The organism is Trichlorobacter thiogenes, assembly GCF_900167465.1.
GTDB classification, from domain to species: Bacteria; Desulfobacterota; Desulfuromonadia; order Geobacterales; family Pseudopelobacteraceae; genus Trichlorobacter; species Trichlorobacter thiogenes.
Window position 1 is genome coordinate 135541 of sequence record NZ_FUWR01000001.1, and the last position, 13623, is coordinate 149163.

General features: G+C 43.5%; 15 protein-coding genes. All 15 read right to left on the minus strand.

All coding sequences use genetic code 11. From position 1 onward, the window contains the following. Window positions 1-963: a glycosyltransferase gene (locus B5D39_RS00615; protein ID WP_078788444.1), complete on the minus strand. Its 963-nt coding sequence runs from the start codon at window positions 961-963 to the stop codon at window positions 1-3. Window positions 964-974: 11 nt separating this feature from the next. Further along, on the minus strand, window positions 975-1661 hold the full coding sequence (locus tag B5D39_RS00620) for a nucleotidyltransferase family protein (RefSeq protein ID WP_078788445.1): 687 nt from the start codon (window positions 1659-1661) through the stop codon (window positions 975-977). Continuing rightward, the gene (locus tag B5D39_RS00625; RefSeq protein WP_161947394.1) at window positions 1658-2230 is read right to left on the minus strand and encodes an NUDIX hydrolase; all 573 of its coding nucleotides are present in this window, start codon (window positions 2228-2230) and stop codon (window positions 1658-1660) included. Before B5D39_RS00625 ends, B5D39_RS00620 begins: the two co-directional genes overlap by 4 nt. Window positions 2231-2235: 5 nt before the next feature. After that, the gene (locus B5D39_RS00630) at window positions 2236-3225 is read right to left on the minus strand and encodes a GHMP family kinase ATP-binding protein (protein ID WP_078788447.1); all 990 of its coding nucleotides are present in this window, start codon (window positions 3223-3225) and stop codon (window positions 2236-2238) included. A gap of 25 nt (window positions 3226-3250) precedes the next feature. Next, complete coding sequence (locus B5D39_RS00635) at window positions 3251-4624, minus strand: B12-binding domain-containing radical SAM protein (RefSeq protein ID WP_244161339.1); 1374 nt, start codon at window positions 4622-4624, stop codon at window positions 3251-3253. Between the two features lie 24 nt (window positions 4625-4648). Next, on the minus strand, window positions 4649-5161 hold the full coding sequence (locus B5D39_RS00640; RefSeq protein ID WP_078788449.1) for a dTDP-4-dehydrorhamnose 3,5-epimerase family protein: 513 nt from the start codon (window positions 5159-5161) through the stop codon (window positions 4649-4651). Between the two features lie 2 nt (window positions 5162-5163). Further along, window positions 5164-6150 (minus strand): NAD-dependent epimerase/dehydratase family protein, encoded by a 987-nt coding sequence (locus B5D39_RS00645; RefSeq protein ID WP_078788450.1) that lies wholly within the window; start codon window positions 6148-6150, stop codon window positions 5164-5166. A gap of 66 nt (window positions 6151-6216) precedes the next feature. Further along, the gene (locus tag B5D39_RS00650; RefSeq protein WP_078788451.1) at window positions 6217-6978 is read right to left on the minus strand and encodes a crotonobetainyl-CoA--carnitine CoA-transferase; all 762 of its coding nucleotides are present in this window, start codon (window positions 6976-6978) and stop codon (window positions 6217-6219) included. Between the two features lie 36 nt (window positions 6979-7014). After that, window positions 7015-8082: an aldo/keto reductase gene (locus tag B5D39_RS00655; RefSeq protein WP_139366634.1), complete on the minus strand. Its 1068-nt coding sequence runs from the start codon at window positions 8080-8082 to the stop codon at window positions 7015-7017. After that, window positions 8072-9013: a transketolase family protein gene (locus B5D39_RS00660; RefSeq protein WP_078788453.1), complete on the minus strand. Its 942-nt coding sequence runs from the start codon at window positions 9011-9013 to the stop codon at window positions 8072-8074. Before B5D39_RS00660 ends, B5D39_RS00655 begins: the two co-directional genes overlap by 11 nt. After that, window positions 9010-9822, minus strand: coding sequence for a transketolase (locus B5D39_RS00665; RefSeq protein WP_078788454.1), 813 nt, complete (start codon window positions 9820-9822; stop codon window positions 9010-9012). Before B5D39_RS00665 ends, B5D39_RS00660 begins: the two co-directional genes overlap by 4 nt. An 11-nt stretch (window positions 9823-9833) precedes the next feature. Then, window positions 9834-10787, minus strand: a complete 954-nt coding sequence (locus B5D39_RS00670; RefSeq protein ID WP_078788455.1) for an NAD-dependent epimerase/dehydratase family protein — start codon at window positions 10785-10787, stop codon at window positions 9834-9836. Window positions 10788-10836: 49 nt separating this feature from the next. Next, window positions 10837-11847 carry a GDP-mannose 4,6-dehydratase gene (locus tag B5D39_RS00675; RefSeq protein WP_078788456.1) on the minus strand — a complete coding sequence of 337 codons (1011 nt, stop codon included), beginning with the start codon at window positions 11845-11847 and terminating at the stop codon, window positions 10837-10839. Between the two features lie 103 nt (window positions 11848-11950). Continuing rightward, window positions 11951-12772 carry an NAD+ synthase gene (locus B5D39_RS00680; RefSeq protein ID WP_078788457.1) on the minus strand — a complete coding sequence of 274 codons (822 nt, stop codon included), beginning with the start codon at window positions 12770-12772 and terminating at the stop codon, window positions 11951-11953. Continuing rightward, on the minus strand, window positions 12772-13623 hold the full coding sequence (locus B5D39_RS00685; RefSeq protein WP_078788458.1) for a nitrilase-related carbon-nitrogen hydrolase: 852 nt from the start codon (window positions 13621-13623) through the stop codon (window positions 12772-12774). Before B5D39_RS00685 ends, B5D39_RS00680 begins: the two co-directional genes overlap by 1 nt.

Sequence of the window (13623 nt, forward strand, 5' to 3'; positions counted from 1 at the left end):
CTAAGATTTTATTTTCTTATATATACTCATCATACGTTGTAAAATCGATGTGTTAATAACGCTATCCCGTTCACACACACGGACTTCCGAATGGGTTTCCAGGTATTTGGCAATAAAATAGTCAAGCCGCTCAGGTGGAGGGTTAAAATGGCAAGCGGCTATGATCATTTCACCGGCTTCAGTGCATCTACCAATAGCGAGGAAATTCTCCGCCATCCATAGATATTGCCCGGCAATAAATTGCCTTTTGGCCTCTGTTTTACTGCCCCTGAAATCTTCACTATTCAAGAATGCATCCAGCACCTCCAATCTACCGGGTAAATTCACAATGAAATCAGATACAGTTGATGTATTGGAACCAGGATGCCTCCTGAAATTTGCTATGAACTCCTGCATATATACGATTTTATAGCGTCCACCCAATCGTAGCCATATATCGAACTCGCCACATTCGTTGTAATGATCGTATCCAATGGTATTGAAATATTTTGACTGGAAAAACGTCGCGCAGAAAGGGGGTACAACCTCGCAGCGAAGATATTTTTCAAGACTCCATGTATTTGAACGAGTTGACTGAATAATAGCACTATGTTCGTCAATTACATAGGCGTCACCATAAATTACAGCGGCATCGGGGTGGTGATTGAATCCATTGACAGCCCATGAAATGGCATGTGGCAACAGCTCTTCATCAGAAAGACAACTACCCCAAATGCTCCCTTGAATTCGCTTGATTACCTTGACAAAAGCCTCTCCTGGGCCAGAATCAGCCTCAGAAACCAGCTTAATACGGTCATCCTGATATTCACGTATAATTTCAGTAGTGCCATCGGTTGATGCACCATCCTGAATCAAGAATTCAAAATTTGTGTAGTCTTGTCTAAGCACACTCTCAATACATTGTCTGATAAAAATTTTTCTGTTTTTACAGATGCAAATAATTGATACCAAAGGATTATCCATTTTCAATCCTGTTATCTCTGTCTGTATTGACAAAATACATGGTAATCTTCAGGAATGCCAATATCAGTGAAAAAGCCATGCTGTTTTAACCCAAACAACCTCAAACCGACCATACCTTGCAGTACATCAGTCTCAAATGAGCAAGCATCTTTAGAGAAGAAATTCATGGTTTCCCGTTCCAGCACATATACACCGGCGTTTACTGCTCCACGGCCTGTCACTCCCTTTTCTGTGAAATGAGTAATCATACCGTCCGCATCAAGTTTAACAGCGCCGTACCTGTCAGTATCAGAAACCTCTGCCAACGCCATTGTAATCAGAGCTTTTTTTGCTTGATGATATAATACAAGCTCCGGCAAATCATTTTCAAAAAAAGAGTCCCCATTCATAATCAGGTAACGTTCAGCATAGAAGCGCTCCATAGCCAGTTTAATGGCACCACCTGTACCAAGCTGTGTCGCCTCAATCGAATAGTTAATGGTCACGCCCCAGTTGGCTCCATTGCCGAAATAATCTTGTATACATTCTCGCCTATAGCCCACAGCAAGAACTATATCGGTAATACTGGATTGCTTCAATTTGTTAACAAGAATCTCAAGAAAGGGACGGCCATTTATTGGGGCCATCGGTTTTGGCAAATCTTTTACAACGCCTTGCAGGCGTGTGCCTAAACCACCTGCAAGAATAATTGCCTTCATTTTGTTGCCCCACAAGATGTTAACTGGCCAAAAGTGATTGTAACATAAGAAAGAAGCGTAATATCTGGCAGAAGTGGAATTTTCTGGGAGTTTATAGCTTGAAAAGCCTCTTCCCTGCTCAAAGCCACAAGTTCGCACTCTTCCATATCATTTACCAGCGGCTCGGCTGTGCCAGTCAGGCCATCAGCATAAAAGAGATGTGCCGTACAAATTCCACGCGTACCATCAACTGTAAACGCCCCCACCTGTATCCAAACTGAAGCAGTATATCCTGTTTCCTCAAGTAGCTCCCGTTTTGCGGCTTCCAGCGGCTCTTCATCGGCATTAATGCCACCTGAAGGCGCTGTCAGGATGAAGCGCTTCAAACACTGCTTATACTGGCGCTCAAACAGAATCTTGCCATCTGGCAAAACAGCATGAATAAGTACATAGTCAGGCGACTCAATCCGATAATAGTCGTTAACAATCCTGGAGCTCGGCAACTTGAGGGTATCCTTAACTACCGAAAACCACGGTTTAAACTCTGCACATTTTTCGGTTGTTATGGTCACCCATGGTTTTAATGGCATCTGTATCATTCCTCAGTAAAGTAGATAACCTGGCTGCCAAGTGTATCAAACCTGAACGGCACATACAGAAGGGATGAAAGATCGCTGACAAGTTTTTCCCTATGCTCAGGCAGCACAAAAAAAAGGATAAATCCGCCGCCGCCAGCCCCAAGTATTTTTCCGCCAAGTGCCCCTGATCGAAGTCCCTGTTCATATACATCATCAATAAATTGTGTTGTAACCTTGCTCGAAAGCCGTTTCTTCAGCATCCAGCTCTCATGCATAAGTTTACCGAATTCATTATATTGTTCGATATCCCCATCTAAAACAGAACTCGCCACATCAACAATCGATTGCATCAGCGACAATTCATGTTTTTTATTATCCAGTTGCCTCAACTTATCTTCTTCAATCTGTGCAGCAAACCTCGCGAATCCGGTAAAAAAGAGCACCAGACAACTCTGAAGGTAGCTTGATTTTTCTGCTGCTATGGTAAACGGGCGTACTTCTATATTCTGGGGTGAAAACTCAATCCTGTTTAAGCCTCCGAATGCAGAGGCAACTTGGTCCTGTGACCCAACCGCCTCTTTTATCATATCCTGCTCTATATGAATTGCCTCAAGAGCTAACCGCTTTTTTGAGGCCATTTTCCCCTGAAGAGCATACAGAGCATGTAACAACCCAACCGTGAACGCAGAACTGGAGCCTAGCCCGGAATGAGATGGCAGGTCACCATCATGCTGCATAACCAAACCCTCTTGTACCTCCATAAAACGATAAGTCTCACGCACCGATGGGTGCTGAATCTCATCAATATTGTTAAAGGCTTCCTGCTTGGAAAAAAAAACCGTCTTGTGTCTATAGTCAAAAAAGGGGGGCAGTTTGCGCAAGCTTACATAGCAGAACTTGTCAATGGAAGTGGAAAGTACCGATCCTCCGTTCTCCCGATACCAGAGTGGAAAATCAGTACCCCCACCGAAAAATGAAATTCGGAAAGGTGTTCGTGTAATAATCATGGTATAGATCCTACCTCAGTGTATATTATGAGTGTAGCCTGAATATCTTATTCTCAATGTAATACCGATAAATTATCTGCCGTATTTTTTTGAAAATAACATTTGAGGGAATCACCTTGATCATTCGTATAGCCAACACATCCAAAGGAAAAGGTAATTTACACATCAAAGCTCCAAGTAGAAAGATATTAAATCTGACATCCTTCTCCCTTGCCGAAAAACAGGTTAGTGCCGATCGCTCTGAACAACCTTTCAGATCAGAACTGTGGCTGCTAATATCAAGCAGGCCATGTGCTACACAATAGTCATAAAGTTCTGTTCCGTACATAGGAACTGTAGTGGAATAGCTCGGGTAGGTCACCTTACCTTTTTTACACATTTGAATACTGGCTAGTTCATCTTCAAGTGTCGATTCAGGCGCTGCAAGCATGAAGTTTACCCATGTATTTATGCCGTATGAGTGTATTTTTTTTAAAGTTGCTTCAATATCAATATCACGCATATTTCGCTTGAGAATTTTCTCGCGCACATGCTTTGACGTACTATCTACTGATAGATGAACAGAATAACAGCCCGCCTTCTTGAGTAACCTCAACAAATCATCATCAACTGTGTCAAGCCGGAGATAACAATTAAAAGGAATAGCAATACGTTTAGAATATTTGTCAGCAAACTCTTCGACCCATGAGTCTGCTTTAAGGGAAAAACAGTCATCACCAAACTTTACAAAATCTGTTCGATATCTTGATTTTACATATTCAATCTCGGCGATAACCCGTTCCACAGAAAACCTACGGACAAATTGCCCTTTGCCACGATAGAGCTCGTGATAATGGTTGTTACAGCAATATGTGCATTTGTATGGACAGCCCCGTGTTGCATAAAAGGTTTTTTTGGGAGTGTCCTTAAGGTATGAATGTGACAGGGTAATATCGCGGTCGGGCAATGGGAGGGCATCCAGATTGCTTATTAACGAACGGACAGGATTTGTCGTATTTTTTGTAATCAGATTGGGGATGTCATCATACGATCGTCCACTTTTAATTCTATCGAGCAACTCTCCAAAAGCCTCTTCACCCTCTCCAACGCAGTATACATCCATTTTACTTTGATTGAATGTCTCAGGTGAAAATGTTGCTTGTGGCCCCCCTAGGATGGATATGAAATCAAAGTGTCTGCTGGCGGTTTCGTGTGCCGATATGATTGAATTAAAGCCAACAACATTCGCAGAATAAGCGACAACTTCTGGCATCAAAATATTTAAGATTGATTCAAAATTATCACTATCCAGAACGCAGAGAGATGTTTGCCAGCCGCGTTGTTTAGCTATTGCTGAAAGAAAAGGTACTGCTATATGGTCTGCGTAGTCTAGCTGCGCAATAACAAAGAGAACATTCATTTCAGCCAAGGGAAACCCCATCTATCATACAAAACGTCCTTCCTCGTCACGGCGGGATATGATCGGATTTTTGACAGGCCACCATATATTAAGTTTCGGATCATTCCAGGTGTAGGTAAATTGCCCCTTGGGATTATAGTAGGTAGTCTGTTTGTAATGGAATATTGTTGATTCACTAATAACAAGATGTCCATTGCCATGTTTGGGGGGGACAAGAATTTGCCAGCGGTTTTTGTCAGAGAGGGTAAATGATTGCCACTTGCCGAAATCCGATGACTCTGTATCGCAATTAACTACGACAAAATAGAATTTCCCATGCAAACACGAAATCAATTTCCAGGTCTCGGCATCACCGTGGATACCTCTAATTACGTTTTGAGTTGAAATAGAGATATCGTCCTGAATGAATTTACATGTAATCCCCTTGGAAATATATTCGCTTTCATTGTAGGTTTCCACGTATTCGCCGCGAAAGTCTTCAAAAAACTGTGGTTTAATCAACATAACGCCAGCCAATTGAGTTGTTTCGACTTCCATTGCTAGCTCCTGAAATAGTTTTTCTTTTTTTGATATTCGTTTTGATTGGATAAAAACCACTCCCATGTCTCTTTTAATCCATCTACAAGTGACGTTTTTGGAGCATATCCGATTGAAAGCTTTGCTAACGATATGTCCATTACCCGAACAGGCGCGCCGGATGGTTTCGTAATATCAAATTCATAATTAAAATTGATGAAGCTGCGGAGAGCTTCCACAAGCTCTTTTACAGAATACCCTTTCCCGCTGCCAAGGTTGACAAACCCTCCTTTAGTCCCATGATATAAGGCAAGGATTACACCTTCAGCAACATCACGGCTGTATGCAAAATCTCTGATTGCAGTCCCATCTCCCCAAATTTTGACAGGGTTCTCGCCGTTATGAATTCGACACATGATTGAGGGGATTACCATAGCGTTTTCCGGGTCGAAATTGTCACCTGGACCATAGACATTGCAAGGGCGGACAATCGCAAAATTCTCCATGTCATACTGAACCTTGTATGCATAAACCTGTAGTTCAGCCACTCTCTTTGCCCATCCGGCAAAATCCATCGGTTCACTGTCAAGACGATAATCAGATTCTCGAAATACCTCCGCATTCGAGTAAGCTCCAATCGAGCTTGTATATACAAGTTTTGATACGTTGTTAATTCTCGATGCTTCCAACATATTGGTATTCATCATCAAGGTTGGGACAAAATGGCTCGCCAATTGTGTGCGCGAAACCTCAATAGAACCCTTTATGCCGGCGAGGTGGAAAACGAAATCAACTCCATTTGTTATCTCCTTGCAAAAGTTATAATCGGTAATGTCACCTAGAATGTGTTCAGCATGATCATGAACTATCACTTTGTCGAGCGAGACAATTTTTACTCTAGCACCAGCATCACACAGAATGCCTACAACCTGTCTACCGATTAAGCCTGTGCCACCAGTTACAAGAATTTTTTTCCCTATAAATTCTTCTGATACTGTTTTATCTAACATTATCAATCACCCTAACGAAAAAGGAATTAACTAACCGACACAAATCTCACAAGACGTTTTTGAATCTTATTCAAAAATACAATATGACGTTCTTGATGTGTAAGGATACCTCTTTAATTTTATATTATTGAGACCGATAACTTCGTTGAGAGCAACCGTTTCACCAGGGCAATCATGGTCATTTAATTCATCAAAAGCCAGTAAGCTTCCTTTAACAAGATGTGGTTTGATCGCCTCAAGACAATTTTTTGTTGGCTCATATAAATCAACATCAAAAAAAGCCATTGCTACAATTGTCTCGGGATTTTCTTTCAGATATTTTACTATTTCTTCAGAAGCATCTCCTACCCTGATGTCATATTTTTTTATGTGTGAGAGAGGATTATCATTTTCTTGGTACTGCATAATACGGTCTAAATATTCATAATAATTGTCCGTACACGATAAACTTCCTTCACTAATCAGTGCACATCCACGATTGTCCTTGTCGCTTACAGTTGGAAATCCTGTAAAAGTGTCAAATCCGACAACTTTACGCATTCTATTGAACGGCTCATAAATCCCACGTAATGCAGAAAAAAGTGAGAGATTCTGACCCCATCGCGTACCAAATTCTATAACAATACCTTGTACATCAACAATTTGTTTGTAGATGTGATCCATAAAAAGAATCCTGGAAAGGTTTTTAGAGCTAAGGAATAAACCTAAATTAGATAATATTGCGCTGTCTGGGATAGGACAATCATAGAATTGTTTCACAAAGTTATTGCGAATTTCATCTTCAGATGGACTTCTATAAAGTTCCTGAGCACCAATATTCTTTTCCATTCCATTCTCCTTGTTTGTTTGTTGACTATATATCTATTACTCTCGGATCAATGCCCTCACAGCTACATTGCCATTATACGCAATTTGCCAGGCCCAATATCTTAGTTTACCTTCAAACAGTTCATATTCAAAAACAGGATCATCTATCTTAACAACTCGTATTGGTTTTATCGGTACACCCTTCGCGATTAACTTGGCTAAATCATTCGCCGAAGGTACGAAACCATCTAGCCCTTTTGTGTCAACTTTGATTCTGCCTGTTGGAATTTCTAAAATCTCTGTAAGAAAAGTAGTAGTAATAAAGTCATAATCAGCCGTATTTAGCTCTAAATCCGTTGAGGCTGAGTTAGATAGTAGATGAGATGCGTTGCGGCTCATCGGGATTGCCACAATATTGTTATTCTCTGTGAGCCACTTGAGAGCTAATTGTGAAACGTTTGTATTGTATTTATGAGCAATTCTGAGCAGATCATCTTGTTTTGATTTATCATAAGTAATCTTTCCTGAACACAATGGAGTGTACGCTAAAACAGTTATTTTGTTCTGAGTGCAAAATGGAATCAGATCCTGTTCTGCTGTTCTATCAAAAAGATTGTATTCAACCTGGACGGAGGCAATATTGCCGACAGATAGTAAAGCTTCTTCAAGTTCCGGTACTGAAAAGTTACTCACGCCAATAGCTCTGATTTTTCCATCTGCTTGTAATTTAATCATAGCTTCTAATGTTTCAGAAACCGGAATAGTTGGGTTTGGCCAATGGATCTGATATAAGTCAATGTAATCAGTTCTCAGGCGTTTCAAACTATTCTCTGCAGAAGCGATAACATTGTCGTAGTGAAGATGTTCCGGCGATACTTTGGTCGCAATAACGACTTTGTCTCTCTGCCCCTTGGTCGCAATACCCACGAGCTCCTCAGAATGTCCTTTTCCATATGCTTCTGCAGTATCGATAAAACTCATGCCAAGCTCAATCCCTTGTTTTAACACTTTGATGGCTTGATTATCGTTAGTGTCATCACGGGAAAAATAGCCCCCAATACCCATGGTCCCCATGCCGATTGCAGGAATAAGGGTATTTGTATTACCAAGCTGCTTATACTGCATGATCAATAGCACTCATTATTTCTGATACAACGGTGTCCACATCAGTACCGTCAAGTCGACGCATAAACTCTCTTGATCCAACATCACGACGAGACACATCTGGAATTCCAAACATTTTTACAGGAATCATAATGTTATTTGTTACAAGAGTTTCAGCTATAATTGATCCAATCCCACCAATTATCGTGTGCTCTTCAAGCGTAAAAACACCTTTGAATTTCCTAAGCATTTCTACCAGCCCCTTCGTATTTACAGGTTTTAAACGGTAGAGGTCGATGACAGCTATGGCAATCCCTCGTTTTTCGCATTCTTTTGCAATGAATTGTGCCTGATTTACCATAATACCTGTGGCAATAATTGCGTAATCTATACCCGCCGTTATTTCGGAAACGCCAGAAGAAAAATCAGTGTCCGGTTGATATATTTGATCGAATGGACCTTTATCAAAGCGGATATAGCAGGGACCTTGACTGTTATAGGCAATGTGGATTGATGCCGCACATAGAGAACAGTCGGATGGACTCAGGATGGTAATCCCCGGAATGGCCCGCATAACTGCAACATCTTCGGTAATATGGTGTGTGGGGCCATCTGAGCTATACACGTAACCTGTTCCCATACCAATTATGGTAACAGGACGCTGCATGCAGCAGATGTCGATTTTGATCTGCTCCAGGCAACGCAAGGTGACAAAGTTTGAAATGCCATACACAAATACTTTTTTCCCGCTCATAGATAAGCCAGCAGCAACACTCATCATGTTTTGTTCAGCGATTCCAACATTATAAAACTGCTCTGGAATATTTTTCTTGAATAGAGTGAGCATATATGCGCCGGTATCAGCACTTAGAACAATGACATCTTTGTCCTTGAGAGCAAGCTCATAGAGCTCTTCGAATATGGCATCTCTTGCATCTTCGTAAATTTTCATCGTCCAAGCTCCTCTATCGCCTGCGCTATAAACTCACCTTTAGGCAATGTATGATGAGCTTGGGGGGTGTTTTCAAGCGAAGATATTCCCTTGCCTTTTATCGTCTGGGCAATAATCATTCGAGGCTTCCCTGTCTGCTCAAGATTACGTAAAATATTTATTACTTGTTCGATAGAATGTCCGTCCTGAATGATTGTTACTTCCCAACCAAATGCTTTCCACTTGTCAGCAAGAGGCTCGAGTCCGGCATTGTTTTCGGTAAACTCTTCAGACCCGAGAAGATTGCGGTCGGTAATGGCAATCAGATTGCTCAACTTGTGGTGTGCAGCGAACATGGCCGCTTCCCAAACAGAGCCTTCCTGAGATTCACCATCGCCAATTATGACATATATCCGATATTCCTTACTGTCCAGCTTGGCACCTAAAGCAATTCCAGCAGCGACACCGAGTCCATGTCCGAGCGAACCTGAAATAATTTCTATTCCAGACACATGACTGTCACAATGCCCTCCAAGCAAGCTGCCATCCTGAGTATAAGAATCCAGATCGGATTCTTTTATTAAGCCAAGATCTGCAAGAATTACATAGAGCGTATTATTGGAATGCCCTTTACTCATGATGAATCGGTCTCTATCTGGGTGCATGGGATTATTAGGATCAAAATTTAATATCCCGCCATAATAGAGGGCAACCAGCAGCTCTGTGCTTGAGAGGGAACCTCCGAGGTGCCCCTTACCTGCATGCAGTACAACCTCAAAGGCTCGTTTACGGATGTATTTTGCTTTTTGTACGAGTTGTTCGCTAGTCATGTGTTGTCCCTTCAAGACAGTGTACTCTTGTACCAGTTAATCGTCTTTTCAAGTCCTTCTCTAAACGATATTTTCGAAGAAAAATTGAGTACATTCAGCGCTTTTGTATTATCTATTTTCCTTTGCTTGATCGTCATTGGTTTTGTTGAATTGAAAGAGTATTTTCCGTCATAGTGTGTTAATTCACTGATATTTTCGACCGCTTCTCCAATTGTTTGCAATGATCCGGCAGCAATGTTGTAAACTTCAAAACCGGAAGTTTTTTCGAAGGCTAGCAATACTCCCCTGACAAAATCATCAATATAAATAAAATCCCGTACAACGTCCGGAGTACCCCAAACTTCAATTGGATTTTGTTTTTCAACAAACTTTCGTATAAGAGCAGGTAGCACATGAGATGCAATGAGGTCAAAACTGCTGTAAGGGCCATATGCATTAGATGGCCTAATAATAAGGATCTCCATTCCATACCACTTATAATAGAACTCTGCGAGTTTTTCGGAATATCTCTTCATCCAGGCCGGACCGAAATAGTTGCCCGGGGGATCATCAAGGAATGCATCTTCTTCTTTCAAAGGACGCTCATACTCAGGGTATACGGCAGAGCTACTAATAAAAACGAATTTTTTGACTTTTGCTTTTGCAGCAGCATCTAAAACATGTGAGTTTATAAATACGTTTTCTGTAATTTGTGCTACCGGATTTGTTGCCATTTCATGTGCACCTGATGTGTGTGCAGCGCAGTGGAAAAAATAATCGATTCCTTCAGGAAGTTCGGCGCTTTTGCTAAAATCACATATTATCTCGGTAACATTTTCAGTATTTGCTTTCCAAAAGCTCTGCTTATCTTTATGCAGGGATTGGACATAAACCTTTGCACCTCTGCTCAATAATTCTTTGGCAAAATTTGTTCCTAAGAAACCAGTTCTACCGCCTGAAATATATACATTCTTGCCATTAAACATTTGCTGTCTCCCCCTATGGCTATAGCCTCTCTATGAGATAAGTATCACTTTATCTTGTCAAAAAGGTTTTTTCAGACATAACTTTTCCACGCCAGTAATCGAGAAGATCCTGCATGGTCTTCTCGAACGATATCTCAGGTTTCCACCCGGTGTGGGTCCAAAATTTAGTAGTATCAGGCACCTGGAGATCCGCATCAAGCGGGCGCAGTCGAGCCTGTTCAGTCTCTACACGGATGCTGTCCCGACAAGTTGATATAGAAATAAGATGCTTTAACATATCCTCCACAGTACATGAAAATGCCCCTCCGACATTGTAGTACGCGCCGGGAACAGGATTAACAGTCACAAGCATATAGTAGGCTCGTACAGCATCGCGCACATCCGCCCATGTCCTCATGGACTGAAGATTACCGGTCTTTACTATCGGCGGGATCAGCCCCCTCTCGATCATGGCTACCTGTTTTGCAAAGGTGGATTCGGCAAATACATCCCCTCGTCGTGGTCCGGTATGGGTAAACATGCGTGTAACAAGTACTTTCTGTCCATAGGCCTCGGCATGAAACCGCCCTACCAGATCGGTGCCAGTTTTGGAAATGGCATAAGGCGAAGCCGGGTGAAACGAGCACTCCTCATCAATAGGTAGTTTATCTTGCGAGACACGCCCAAAAACTTCTGAAGAGGAACAAACATGAATAATAGGGTCTATCCCTGGGCAACGGCGTAGCGCCTCTAAGAGGCGTTCCGTTCCAAGGATATTAGTGTCAAGCGTTTGGATCGGGGCAGTAAAGCTTGTGGATGGATAACTTTGGGCTGCTAGATGAAATACGTAATCAGGCCGGGTTTCCTCAACTGCATTGACCAGTGAAACGTAGTCACAAAGATCGCCATTGATAAAGTGTACCCGCTCTTTACGGTTGGCCCGGTCAAGCAGATGCTCGACGTTATCCAGCGGACTGCGCCATCGGCACATTCCGTAAATGATCCAGTCAGTGTTTTCGAGGAGAAAATCAGCCAGGTGTGATCCGACCATGCCGGTTATGCCGGTTATCAGGACATTCATGATGTTTGCTCCCTGTTTACCATAACAAAAGCAGTACCAAGTTATCGAAATCTCCGGAGTGCTTCAAAGATTAATATTGTTTTGAACTAAATCAATGAAAATCCTATTTGCCCCAATCCCTCGAATACCTGAAATCCCGATCAATGGTCCGGTTAGACACTTTTGCGATGACCGGTAGCCGCCGCTTGAAGTGGGAGTTTTGGACCTTTTTGTAGATATCGTCAACAAAGTCCACTTCGAGGCCTTCCGCCAGCAGCTCCTCTGTGATCTTTCGCTGATCCACCATACGGTAGAGCAGTTCATCAACCTGACGGTACGAGAATCCCAGTTCTTCCTCGTCGGTCTGACCGGCCCAGAGATCGGCCGAGGGGTTCTTCTCGATCACTTCTTTGGGGACTCCCATTGCCTCTGACAACTGCCAGACCTGACTCTTGTAGAGGTCGCCGATCGGGTTGAGGGCTGAAGCCATGTCGCCGTAGAGGGTGCCGTAGCCGAGCAACAGTTCGGTTTTGTTGCTGGTGCCCAGCACCAGGGCCGAGAGCAGGGCCGAGTGGTCGAACAGGATGGTCATGCGTTCGCGGGCCATCTTGTTGCCGCGCCGCATGTTGTTTGCCTCCGGGAACATATCGAAGTAGGAGTCAACCATCGGGGTGATTGGCACAACGCTGAAGTTAACACCGCAAGCCTGAGCCACCAGTCGTGCGTGGGTCTCGCTTTCCGGGTTGCTGGACTTGTAGGGCATGCAGATGGCGTGGACATTCTCCGGACCCAGGGCCTCGGCGGCTATGAAGACCACCAGGGCCGAGTCGATACCGCCCGACAACCCCAGGACGGCTTTCTGTACCCCTACCTTATGCACCTCATCCTTGACAAAGCCGACCAGAATCTTTCGTAACAGGTCTGTGTTGGCTGAAAGTCCTCCCATTACTGCCCCCTTTTAGATTCGATGCGCCGCAGTTCCTGCATAGTGACGAACAGGTTCTCATCCCGCAGCATTGGGAAGAAAATCCTTTCGCGACGCAAGGCCCCTTCATCGAGAGTAGCCCTGACAGAATCCTCTTCAAGGATTTTTCCGCGAATTACGGATTCTCCCGAGGGTGCGATGTATTCCGACCCGCCCCAGAAGTTGACACCGTCTTCGTAGCCGACCCGGTTACAGTAGAGTACTCGGCAGTTCAGGAACATGGCAGTGGTGGAGGTCAACTGCTGCCAGGCGCGGGCCGACCCAAGGATTTCGCCTTCAATCCCCCGGCCGGGACTGCTGGAGAGGCAGATCAGTATTGAGGCGCCATCCATGGCCAGGATGTAAGAGCTGGAGAGATGCCACATGTCTTCGCAGATGAGCAGTCCCATGCGGCCAAACTTGGTATCGAAGGCGCGGAACCGCTCCCCCCGGGCCAGGTAGCGCTGTTCGTCGAACAGGCCGTAGGTGGGGAGGTAGACCTTACGGTGCAGATGTCTGATTTCGCCGTCTTCAAGATAGAGGGCCGTGTTGTAAAAACGGTAATCGTCAGTTACTTCCACTAGGCCGATTGCAATGGAGATTTGTCGGGAGAGTTCTTTGAGGTGTGTGATCTCGGAAGAGTCGATCCTGAGTGCCACTTCAGGTACTAGATCTTTAAGGAAATAGCCGGTGACGGCCAGTTCAGGAAAGACAATCAGGTCAACCTTATCAGCAGCAGCTTTCTTGATTCGTTCTTCAATGAGCACCAGGTTTTCTGCAACGCAACCGAGCTTAGGTTTGAGTTGTGCAAGAGTTACGCTGATACCGGTCAT

Coding starts and splice junctions, on each gene's coding strand:
- B5D39_RS00635 (WP_244161339.1), bottom strand. CDS start 4,624: ATGAATGTTCTCTTTGTTATTGCGCAGCTAGACTACGCAGACCATATA.
- B5D39_RS00670 (WP_078788455.1), bottom strand. CDS start 10,787: ATGTTTAATGGCAAGAATGTATATATTTCAGGCGGTAGAACTGGTTTC.
- B5D39_RS00645 (WP_078788450.1), bottom strand. CDS start 6,150: ATGTTAGATAAAACAGTATCAGAAGAATTTATAGGGAAAAAAATTCTT.
- B5D39_RS00655 (WP_139366634.1), bottom strand. CDS start 8,082: ATGCAGTATAAGCAGCTTGGTAATACAAATACCCTTATTCCTGCAATC.
- B5D39_RS00625 (WP_161947394.1), bottom strand. CDS start 2,230: ATGCCATTAAAACCATGGGTGACCATAACAACCGAAAAATGTGCAGAG.
- B5D39_RS00660 (WP_078788453.1), bottom strand. CDS start 9,013: ATGAAAATTTACGAAGATGCAAGAGATGCCATATTCGAAGAGCTCTAT.
- B5D39_RS00620 (WP_078788445.1), bottom strand. CDS start 1,661: ATGAAGGCAATTATTCTTGCAGGTGGTTTAGGCACACGCCTGCAAGGC.
- B5D39_RS00640 (WP_078788449.1), bottom strand. CDS start 5,161: ATGGAAGTCGAAACAACTCAATTGGCTGGCGTTATGTTGATTAAACCA.
- B5D39_RS00685 (WP_078788458.1), bottom strand. CDS start 13,623: ATGACCGGTATCAGCGTAACTCTTGCACAACTCAAACCTAAGCTCGGT.
- B5D39_RS00615 (WP_078788444.1), bottom strand. CDS start 963: ATGGATAATCCTTTGGTATCAATTATTTGCATCTGTAAAAACAGAAAA.
- B5D39_RS00665 (WP_078788454.1), bottom strand. CDS start 9,822: ATGACTAGCGAACAACTCGTACAAAAAGCAAAATACATCCGTAAACGA.
- B5D39_RS00675 (WP_078788456.1), bottom strand. CDS start 11,847: ATGAATGTCCTGATAACCGGCATAACCGGCATGGTCGGATCACACCTG.
- B5D39_RS00680 (WP_078788457.1), bottom strand. CDS start 12,772: ATGGGAGGACTTTCAGCCAACACAGACCTGTTACGAAAGATTCTGGTC.
- B5D39_RS00630 (WP_078788447.1), bottom strand. CDS start 3,225: ATGATTATTACACGAACACCTTTCCGAATTTCATTTTTCGGTGGGGGT.
- B5D39_RS00650 (WP_078788451.1), bottom strand. CDS start 6,978: ATGGAAAAGAATATTGGTGCTCAGGAACTTTATAGAAGTCCATCTGAA.